The sequence below is a fragment of the Flavobacterium algoriphilum genome, from assembly GCF_048158655.1.
Taxonomy (GTDB): domain Bacteria; phylum Bacteroidota; class Bacteroidia; order Flavobacteriales; family Flavobacteriaceae; genus Flavobacterium; species Flavobacterium algoriphilum.
Window position 1 is genome coordinate 1,111,732 of the sequence record NZ_JBLNKY010000001.1, and the last position, 9,668, is coordinate 1,121,399.

A 9,668-nucleotide genomic window follows, 5' to 3' on the forward strand; every position below is an offset into this window, starting at 1 on the left:
AATTTAGTAGGATGTAAGCTGTTTTGGTAAGAATTTTTAAATTTAATTCGATTAGCGAAAACATGAATAAAAATTTTACAACTAGAACTGAACGCGAAAAAATTTTAGAGGAAAATCCTCTTTTTATAATTTCAGATTCAAAAGTTGTTTTTAAAAATGAAAAATTAAGTTTTTATTTAAATCAAATTTCAAGTGTCAGACTGGTAAAAAATAGAGATTTTAGTACTAATATTATGTTGTTAGTTTTTTTAATTTTATCATATAAATTGATTTCATCTCCTATGAATTCTATTTTTTATTTTTTGAAATTATTCTTTATTACAATTTCTCTAATTGTAGTTTGTCGTATTAAAAAAGATTCTTATAAAATCATTATAAATATAGGAAAGTATGGTTTTAATGAAATCTTAATTTCTAAAAAAAATCTTTCTTTTGCCATAATTTTTATTTCTAAGTTTATGATTGATAGTAAGGAAAATACAATCAAACTAGAAACATAACTTAATTGTTAATAGATAATAGGTTAGATTGTTTTATTGAATTCCAGTAGCTCTTCGCAATGTACTTATAAATGAAAACAGTTTTGTACTGCCCTTTACAGAGATCAGTACTTCTTTTTAGCGAAGTATAACTTAATTATGTAGTGGAAAATGCATTGTTATTTTAGTTCCTTTTCTTAGCTTACTTTCTAATTGGATGGTGCCTGAGTTTTTCTCGACAAACGTTTTTGCTATATAAAGACCTAATCCAGTACCTTGAAAACCATCGGTATTACTCGCTCTGAAAAAGGTGTTAAATAGTTTGTGTTGGTCGTGATGTGGTATACCAATTCCAAAATCAATAATTTCAAGTACAACAATACCATCAATTGTAAAAAGATTTAGATTAATGTTTTCCTCACCTTTAGTATATTTAAAAGCATTATTTAATATATTAAAAATAGAATACTCCATTAATTTTTTATCAGCAATAACAGTAAAAATTTCACCAGAAAAGCTTGTCATAACCTTTGGATGGTGTATTTCATCGAGATAGTAGGTGTCAATTATTTCAAGACAAATTTGTTTTAAATCGAATTTGGTAGGATTAAAGTTTGTTTTTCCAGAATCTTCTTTTGAAATTGTTAACACTGCATTCATTAATTCAACAATTCGGTCAATTTCTTCTGTAATAATAGTAATTCGTTTTTGTAAACGATCTCCATTTTCTAAATTCTGGTTTTCTAAGTACATAGAAATTAATTCAGCACTCGTTCTTATGGTAGTCATTGGGGTTCTGAATTCGTGAGAAATAGTAGAGACCAGGTTTATGCGTAGTTCGTTTAATTCTCGTTCTTTTAATAGTGCTTTTTTAATAGCCTCTTCTTCCTTTTTTCGGATTGTTATATCTCGAGAACTTGACTGAAAACCAGTTATTTGTCCCTCTTTTTTAATTAAATTTACTTTTGTTTCAAGCCAAATATAATTTCCGTTTCTTGCTTTGAACCTAGTAATTATACTTTCATCGTCTTTTTTAGAAATTAAACGATTAAAATTCTCCTGAAGGCGTTTTAAGTCTCTTGGATGAGCTAAATTTAAGGGTGATTTTCCTAACAGTTCTTCAGGAGCGTAATCTAAGAGTTTTTGTATTGAGGGTGAAACATATTGAAAAGTAGTGTCCAGATTATGCAAACAAACCAAGTCAACCGTATTGTCTGCAAGAAGACGGTACATGTTTCGGGCTTCGTCAAGCTGAATGGTTCTGTTTCGGTTGTTTTCTTTGGTTAGTAATTTATTTTCGTCCTCTATTTTTTTTCTTTCGGTAATGTCTATTATCTGTACTATATAATACTTAATTTCATTCGCATTATTTTTTGCTGTCGAAACAGACATGTGTGCCCATACGATAGAATTATTTTTATGGATGAACCTTTTTTCTGAAATGAAGTTAGAGATCTTGCCGGTGTCTAATTTTTCTTTATAATCCAAATCAAGAGCTAAGTCTTCATAATGGGTGATTTCTTGGAATTTGAGGAACTTCATTTCTTGACTGGAGTAACCAAACATTTCGCAAAGTCTGTCATTTACTTCGATAAAATATCCTTCGATATTTATCAAAGCCATTCCTACTGCAGAATTCTCAAAAGCACCTTTAAATTGTTCTTCACTTAGTTTTAATTGGTCTGTAAGTTTTTTATTTTTACTAATATCTCTCATGGCTCCAATCATGCGGATAGCCTTACCGTCATTATTTCGTATCATTACTGCTTTGTCATTTACATAAGCATAAGTACCATCTGATTTTAGATAACGGTACTCCTCGGACCATCTGTTAACATCTCCATTTATGAACTTGTCCATGCTTTCAAAGTAGGCTACTTTATCTTTCGGATATATAAAATTTTCGTACTCTTGCCTTTTTATAATGTTATTCTCAAAGTGATGCCCAAAAAGAACAGAATAACTTCCTCCAACAAATATTTCATCAGTAATCATATTCCAGTCCCAAATAGCATCAGATGTTGCCTTGATAGAATACACAAAACGTTCATTACTGATTTTTAAAGCGTCCTTGGCATTTTTTTGTGCAGTAATGTCATTGAAAGAGCATATCACATACAGCAATTCCCCATAATCTCCGAATACAGGTATGGCGTCTACTAATAACCAAATCAAATCATTAGACATGGGACGATACACACCCATTACGATATTATTTATTGGTTTTAATTTTTGGATAGCCTGTGGTACCGGATGTTCTTCAGATTTGAAGTTTGTGCCGTCCAGATGTATTACCTTCCAATGCTCGTCAAAAGATGTTTTGCCAAGTAATTGGTCCTCGGTGAGACCTAACATTTCACAAGCGGCTCTATTGTTTTCTAGTATTTCTGATTGAGGTCCCTGAACTAAAATTCCAACAGCTACATTTTGAATAATACTTTTTGTTAGTTGTCTGCTTTTGAGTATTTCTTCTTGAATCCTCTTGCTTTCAGTAATGTCAACACCAAAACCTACCATCATTTCTAAGGCTCCATCGTTCCCAAAAACAGGAGTGAATTTTCTGGTGTGATACGTTCTTTGACCATCCAGACGTTCAATAGTATCCTCCCACTCAATTTTACTCCTAGATTCTAAAGCTAGTAAAAAATTGGTACGTCTGCTTTTTGCAAATGCATCATCTCTACCAGTATGTTTAGCATATTCAAAATCGTTTTTTCCTATAATGAATTTTCGTAGTTGGTCATTTTTAATAGCAGCTGGATTTAAATAAATATATCTAAGATTGCTGTCAAAAACCGCAACATCTGTTGGAAGCCTGTCTAATATTTTTTCGTAAAATTCTTTTTGTACTTCAATTTTTTGTTGCGCTTCAACATATTCAGTTATGTCTCTACAATTGCCCACATAAATTTTTTCGCCCTCTTTTATCAATAATTTCAAATTGGTAGAATGCCATAGATAATGTCCTTTTTTATGTGAAATTCTGTAAGTCATTTCGTTATCACTTTTCCCATTTTCTAGTACATTATTCAAATGATTAATGCACATTTCCATATCTTCAGGATGTATAAATAAAGAAATATTTTTCCCAATAATTTCATCAGTTTGATGACCAAGAAAACTAATTAAGTTTTTAGATGCATAAGTGAATATTCCGTCAAGGTTAAGTTCATATAAAATTTCTTTTGAATTATCAATAAAAGATTGAAATTGAGTTTCTTTTTCTTTGATTTTATGGCGTAACTCTTCATTTTGAATATGCAATTTCAATAAAGACTGAATTTGTAATACAGCATGGTCTAGGGTCTTTAATTGTATTGGAGAGAGTTTTTTAGGTTTTGAATCCATTATGCAAAAAGTTCCCATGACTAAATTCTCATTGATGCAAATAGGAAGTCCTGCAAAAAAATCTAAATGGGTTTCTAATGAATTTAAATTGTCGGATGGATTACAAATACTTTTATTAAAGCCTGAAACTATAGTGATTTTATTTTCACGAATAATAGTCTCATTAAACGCTGCTATATTATGAGGTACGGTTGTAAAAGTCACACCTATTTTTGCTTTAACAGTTTGTCCAACTACATCATTAAATGAAATAAAAGAATATGGAACTTGGCATATTTCCGAAACAAATAATAGAATTTTATTGAAATCTTGTAAAAAATCCATGTTATCAAATAATTTTCTTAATTTTTTTTTATTTTTTAATAATGGCATAGGTTTTTTTTTAAGTAATTTATTATACGGCAATAAATTGCCATTTTGATTGGGGTTATCAAATACAAAATAACGTTTATTTTGCCATAAATAAAAGTTTGTAAAAATTAAAGATTTTTTTTAAATAAATTCTTCTGCAAGGAGAAAATGTTTTGTTATTTACAAATGAGTAAATCTGTTTTTTTTAAATTATCGAACGGAATGATTGAGTTGTATTATTACAGTTAATTTTATTGAAACTTCCGATAATTAGTAAAACTAAACGTTGTAACTTTGGACTTCAAAAATAAATAAATTGATTTCAAAAGCCACTATAGATACTGTTTTCGAAACTGCTCGTGTAGAGGAGGTTATTGGTGATTTTGTGCTATTAAAGCGCGCAGGAAGTAACTTCAAGGGATTAAGCCCTTTTTCTGATGAGCGCTCTCCATCGTTCATGGTTTCTCCTGCCAAAGGAATTTGGAAAGATTTTAGTTCGGGAAAAGGAGGTAACTCTGTGGCTTTCTTGATGGAACACGAAAAGTCTACATATCCGGAAGCGATTCGTTATTTAGCCAAAAAATATAATATCGAAATTGAAGAAACGGAACAAACAGATGAGGAGAAAGCCAATACTGATGTTCGGGAAAGCATGTATTTGGTTTCGGAATTTGCGAAAACCTATTTTCATAATACGCTTTTAAACTCTGATGAAGGCAAAGCTATTGGATATTCTTATTTTAAAGAAAGAGGTTTTACTAATGAAACTATTAAGAAATTTGGTTTAGGTTATTCTCCCGAAACCTGGGATGCTTTTACAAAAGAAGCTTTAGGAAAAGGATATAAATTAGAATTCTTGGAAAGTACAGGTTTAACAATCGCTAGAGAAGACAGACCATTTGACCGTTTTAAAAGTCGTGTAATGTTCCCGATACAAAGTATGTCAGGAAGAGTACTTGGTTTTGGAGGTCGTATTCTTACTAATGATAAAAAATCGGCAAAATACCTGAATTCTCCGGAGAGTGATATTTACCATAAAAGTAAAGTTCTTTATGGTATTTTTCAAGCCAAACAATCAATCGCTAAGCTCAATAATTGTTATTTGGTAGAAGGATATACGGATGTGATTCAGTTCAACCAAGCTGGAATTGAGAATGTGGTTGCTTCTTCTGGAACAGCTTTGACACCCGATCAAATCCGTTTAATAAACAGATTGACAAAGAATGTTACTGTCCTTTTTGATGGAGATGCAGCAGGTTTACGTGCTTCTATTCGAGGAATCGATTTGATTCTGGAGGAGGGAATGAATGTAAAAGTGTGTACTTTTCCTGATGGAGAGGATCCTGATAGTTTTGCCAAAAAAACATCCTATGATGAATTAGTTTTATATCTAGAAAATAATGCTAAAGATTTCATTCAGTTCAAAGCATCGCTTTTGATGAATGAAGCCAAGAATGATCCCATTAAAAAAGCAGATTTAATTCGGGATATGGTAGTAAGTATTTCGAAAATTCCAGATAGAATACAACGCGAAATTTATATTCAGGAATGTTCCCGAATCATGGATATTTCTGAGCAAGTTTTGCTGAGTACTTTAGCACAATTGGTACAAAAAGATTTTGTTGAAGTTGGGAAAAAACAAAAACAGGAGCAATTACAAAATGCTTTTGACTATATTAAAAATGAAGATACAGTCGAGACGGATAAAGTGGATTCTCTGTATCGATTTGAACGTAAAATAATTGAAATCCTTTTACTTTATGGTAATAAAACTGAAAATTTTGAAGAAGTTTTATTAAAGTCCAATAGTGATGGAGAAATTATAGATGTCATTGAAATTAAAGAATTAAAAGTTTTTCAAAAAATATATTTGAGTTTGCAAGATGACGAAGTAGAATTTGCAAGTCCTATATTTAGAGAAATTTATAAAGATTTAATCGATTATTATTTGCAAAATGAGGATTCTGGACTTGAAAAATATATAAATCATTTTCAATCAGCTATTCCAGATGAAGTTACTAATATCATTATGGAGGATGAGAAAAATGTACTCCATAATTGGGTAGGTCAAAATATTTTTCCTAAGACCAAAGAAGAAATGTTAAATCAGGATGTTTCGGACACATTACTTACTTTAAGATGGTTTTTGCTTAGTGAAATCATAGAAGAGTTAAAAAATTCCGTATCTAATGAACCAGATTCGGATAACGTAGAGTCACTATCTTTAGTGATGAATTATATCGAGCTGAGAGGGAAATTTTCAAAAAAATTGGGAAGGGTAGTAGTGCGCTATCATTAACGGAATATAGTTTTACTCCATTTTTAGCATAAAAAAACTCTGGATTAATCGGAAGTGAATTCAGATAATACAGAGTCTATGAATGGATTTTTTACATATCCATTTGTTTTCAAAAAAAATAGGTAGAGGTATGTCTAGTGGCTACTAAACAATTTCTAATGTTTTTGCCTTGTTTACTAAATCTACTAAATTAGTAACATTCAGTTTTGTTAGTAATCTTAATTTGTAAGTACTAATTGTTTTTTCGTTGAGTTTTAGAATTTCGGCTATTTCATGATTCTTTTTTCCATCACTTAAATAGCGTAATACTTCTACCTCACGGTTAGAAAGCTTTCGATACAATCGTTCGCTCTTACTTTGTTTTGCAATTAATGCTAGGTTTTTCTTAACGGTTTCGTTAATGATTATCTTTCCTTGATGTACTTTGATAATTGAAATTCCTAAAGTTTCAAGTTTTTCTTTTTTATGAATAAATCCTGAAACTCCAGCTTTTATAGCATTTGGTGCATAAATTTGTTCAGAAAGACCACTGAATATAATAATTTTTGTTTTTGGAAAGTTTTTCAAAACAGATTTTACTTCGAAAATGCTTGAAAGCCCCTCTAATTCCAAATCCAATATTAATACATCAATCTCTTTGGTAAGCAGTATATCCCGAACCATCAAAAAATTACCTACATTGGCAACTATTGATATTTCTGCGTGGTCTTTAAAGTAAGATTTTACTCCAAAATGGACTACGGGATAATTGTCGGCTAAACATACTTTAATCATGGTATTTAATTTTATTTAAGTGTTGTTTATCTTTTGGATAGTAAATTTAATAAAAAAATTCTGTAATTAATTGAAAATCAATATAAAATATGATTTTTTTTAGAGTTTTTATATCAAACAAACTGGTATAGCATTCATTTTGTGTTTGTTGGCAGTATTTAATCGTTTGTAAATTTCAAAAACCACCTTTTCTCTATTAGTAAAATCATTTGCTGATTTCCCTGCTTCATCCTCATTCATTGCCCATTCTAGCTCATCATAACTGGCTCCCAGCTGATCCTCATCTGTTCTTTCATCACCAAATAATCCGTCAGATGGAGATGCTTTTAAAATTGAATCCGGAACTTCTAAATAAGCTCCCAAACTATAAACTTCAGATTTTAATAAATCAGCAATAGGACTCAAATCTACTCCGCCATCACCATATTTAGTGTAAAATCCAACACCAAAATCTTCTACTTTATTTCCTGTACCAGCAACTAATAATCCATAAATCCCTGCAAAATAATACAATGTGGTCATTCGTAAACGGGCACGAGTATTGGCTTGAGATAAGTGAAGTTTGTGTGTGTCAATAGTGTCAGGAACTATGTTTTTGAAACTTTCAAAAACATAAGTTAAATCAGCTTGAACACTTGTTACATTTGGGAATCTGTTTTTTAATTGTTCAATATGTTCGCGACCGCGAGTTACATGGCTATGCGGCTGATGGATTGGCATTTCGACACATAAGACTTGTAATCCGGTTTGTGCGCATAATGTAGAAGTAACTGCTGAATCTACTCCTCCCGAAATTCCTATGACAAATCCGTTAACTTTTGCATTTTCTGCATAAGTTTTTAACCAATTTACTATATGAGTATTTACTTTTTCAACTTCAATTGTACTTTTTTTAGTCATAATAGTTTACGTTTAAAAAGCAGGAATGTATATTTGCAAACTGAATTAGTAGCGCATTCGTTTCCTTTGTTCGTAGGCGGCAAATTTAATTAATTAATATGAAAAAAAATCTATTTTTTGTAGTCTTTTGTCTCTTTTTTTTATCCTGTAAAAAAAAAAATAAGATAGAAAATACCGTTTCAGTAATTCCTTTAGAAGTAAAAGTAGCCCGCTTTGATAAAATATTTTTTGAAACTTCTCCGAAAGATTTAGAAAAAGTAAAGGCAGCCTTTCCTTTTTTTTTTCCTAAAGGGAATGACAATAGCGTTTGGTTGAATAAAATGCAGGATCCAATCTGGAGAGAATTATATACTGAAGTTCAAAAAAAGTATGCTAATTTTGAATCCGTAAAAGTTGAATTAGAGTCGCTTTTTAAACATATTAAATATTATTTTCCCCAAACTAAAGTGCCAAAAGTTATTACAGTTATCTCTGAAATGGATTATAAGAATAAAGTTATTTATACAGATAGTCTGGTTATTATTTCGCTCGAATTGTATTTAGGTAAAAATCATAGATTTTATCAATTTCCAAATTATATAAAACAAAATTTTGAAGAAAGACAAATGATGCCCGATGTAGTTTCGAGCTTTTCTTCTCGTAAAATTGCACCGGTTACAGATAAGAATTTGCTGAGTCAAATGATTTATTTTGGCAAACAATTATATTTAAAAGACTTACTTTTGCCAAATTATAGTGATGCAGAAAAAATGGGATATACTCCTGAACAAATAAAATGGTGTGAAGAAAATGAAAGTTACATGTGGCGTTATTTTATTGAAAAAGAAATGCTGTACAGCGATGATCAAAAGTTAATACCACGATTTATTAATGCTGCTCCATTTTCTAAATTTTATCTGGAAATTGATAATGAATCACCAGGACAAGTTGGTGCCTGGATAGGCTGGCAAATGGTGCGATCTTACATGAAAAATAATGAAGTGCCCATAGCTAATTTGTTGAAAACCGATGCTAAAGAAATATTTGTGAAATCAAAATACAAACCTAAAAAGTAATGTCAAATCAAAATACCTCAGAAATTAAGTTTCTAATCGAATTAGACGATAACCGTGTTCCGGAAAAATTAATGTGGTCTGCACAGGACGGCGGAGTAGATCAGGAGGAAGCGAAGGCTATAATGTTATCCATTTGGGATAGTAAAGAAAAAGAAACGATGCGAATTGATTTATGGACAAAAGACATGCCGGTTGATGAAATGAAAATTTTCTTTCATCAAACTTTGGTAGCGATGTCTGAAACTTTTAAACGTGCCACTGATGACGAGAAAATGGCGGACACGATGAAAGATTTTTGCGATTATTTTGCAGAAAAATTGGAGTTGACAAAATAAATACCGATTTTTTGTCCCGTCCTGAAAAAACAATACAGATTATTAGATAAAATTAAATATTAAACAGTAGCAAAAATGTTTTTGCTACTGTTTTTTGCTTTATAGGTTCTCATGTTAATTATGCTTT

The 9,668-nt window shown here is 30.8% G+C and carries 7 protein-coding genes; 4 read left to right on the forward strand and 3 right to left on the reverse strand.

Annotated elements, in window-relative coordinates; genetic code table 11:
• The first annotated feature begins 62 nt into the window (after window positions 1-62).
• Window positions 63-500: a hypothetical protein gene (locus tag ACM55G_RS04765; protein ID WP_416842758.1), complete on the forward strand. Its 438-nt coding sequence runs from the start codon at window positions 63-65 to the stop codon at window positions 498-500.
• Window positions 501-632: 132 nt separating this feature from the next.
• Here ACM55G_RS04765 and ACM55G_RS04770 read toward each other — a convergent pair whose 3' ends face one another.
• Entirely contained in the window at window positions 633-4,199 is a 3,567-nt protein-coding gene (locus ACM55G_RS04770) for a PAS domain-containing protein (RefSeq protein WP_416842759.1), read from the reverse strand.
• 295 nt (window positions 4,200-4,494) lie between these two features.
• Between ACM55G_RS04770 and dnaG the strand changes: the two genes are divergently transcribed.
• Window positions 4,495-6,477, forward strand: coding sequence for a DNA primase (dnaG, locus tag ACM55G_RS04775; RefSeq protein ID WP_416842760.1), 1,983 nt, complete (start codon window positions 4,495-4,497; stop codon window positions 6,475-6,477).
• A gap of 144 nt (window positions 6,478-6,621) precedes the next feature.
• Here the strand turns inward: dnaG and ACM55G_RS04780 are convergent, their stop codons facing one another.
• Together ACM55G_RS04780 and nadE are read right to left on the reverse strand one after the other, a co-directional pair.
• Complete coding sequence (locus ACM55G_RS04780) at window positions 6,622-7,251, reverse strand: response regulator transcription factor (RefSeq protein WP_039108911.1); 630 nt, start codon at window positions 7,249-7,251, stop codon at window positions 6,622-6,624.
• A gap of 108 nt (window positions 7,252-7,359) precedes the next feature.
• The gene (gene nadE / locus ACM55G_RS04785; protein ID WP_416842761.1) at window positions 7,360-8,151 is read right to left on the reverse strand and encodes an NAD(+) synthase; all 792 of its coding nucleotides are present in this window, start codon (window positions 8,149-8,151) and stop codon (window positions 7,360-7,362) included.
• A 98-nt stretch (window positions 8,152-8,249) separates the two neighbouring features.
• Between nadE and gldB the strand changes: the two genes are divergently transcribed.
• Both gldB and gldC read left to right on the forward strand, forming a co-directional pair.
• The gene (gldB, locus tag ACM55G_RS04790) at window positions 8,250-9,206 is read left to right on the forward strand and encodes a gliding motility lipoprotein GldB (RefSeq protein WP_416842762.1); all 957 of its coding nucleotides are present in this window, start codon (window positions 8,250-8,252) and stop codon (window positions 9,204-9,206) included.
• Complete coding sequence (gldC, locus tag ACM55G_RS04795; RefSeq protein ID WP_416842763.1) at window positions 9,206-9,541, forward strand: gliding motility protein GldC; 336 nt, start codon at window positions 9,206-9,208, stop codon at window positions 9,539-9,541. The genes gldB and gldC overlap by 1 nt, the downstream gene beginning before the upstream one ends.
• Window positions 9,542-9,668: the final 127 nt, after the last annotated feature.

Coding starts and splice junctions, on each gene's coding strand:
- gldB (WP_416842762.1), top strand. CDS start 8,250: ATGAAAAAAAATCTATTTTTTGTAGTCTTTTGTCTCTTTTTTTTATCC.
- ACM55G_RS04780 (WP_039108911.1), bottom strand. CDS start 7,251: ATGATTAAAGTATGTTTAGCCGACAATTATCCCGTAGTCCATTTTGGA.
- nadE (WP_416842761.1), bottom strand. CDS start 8,151: ATGACTAAAAAAAGTACAATTGAAGTTGAAAAAGTAAATACTCATATA.
- ACM55G_RS04770 (WP_416842759.1), bottom strand. CDS start 4,199: ATGCCATTATTAAAAAATAAAAAAAAATTAAGAAAATTATTTGATAAC.
- ACM55G_RS04765 (WP_416842758.1), top strand. CDS start 63: ATGAATAAAAATTTTACAACTAGAACTGAACGCGAAAAAATTTTAGAG.
- gldC (WP_416842763.1), top strand. CDS start 9,206: ATGTCAAATCAAAATACCTCAGAAATTAAGTTTCTAATCGAATTAGAC.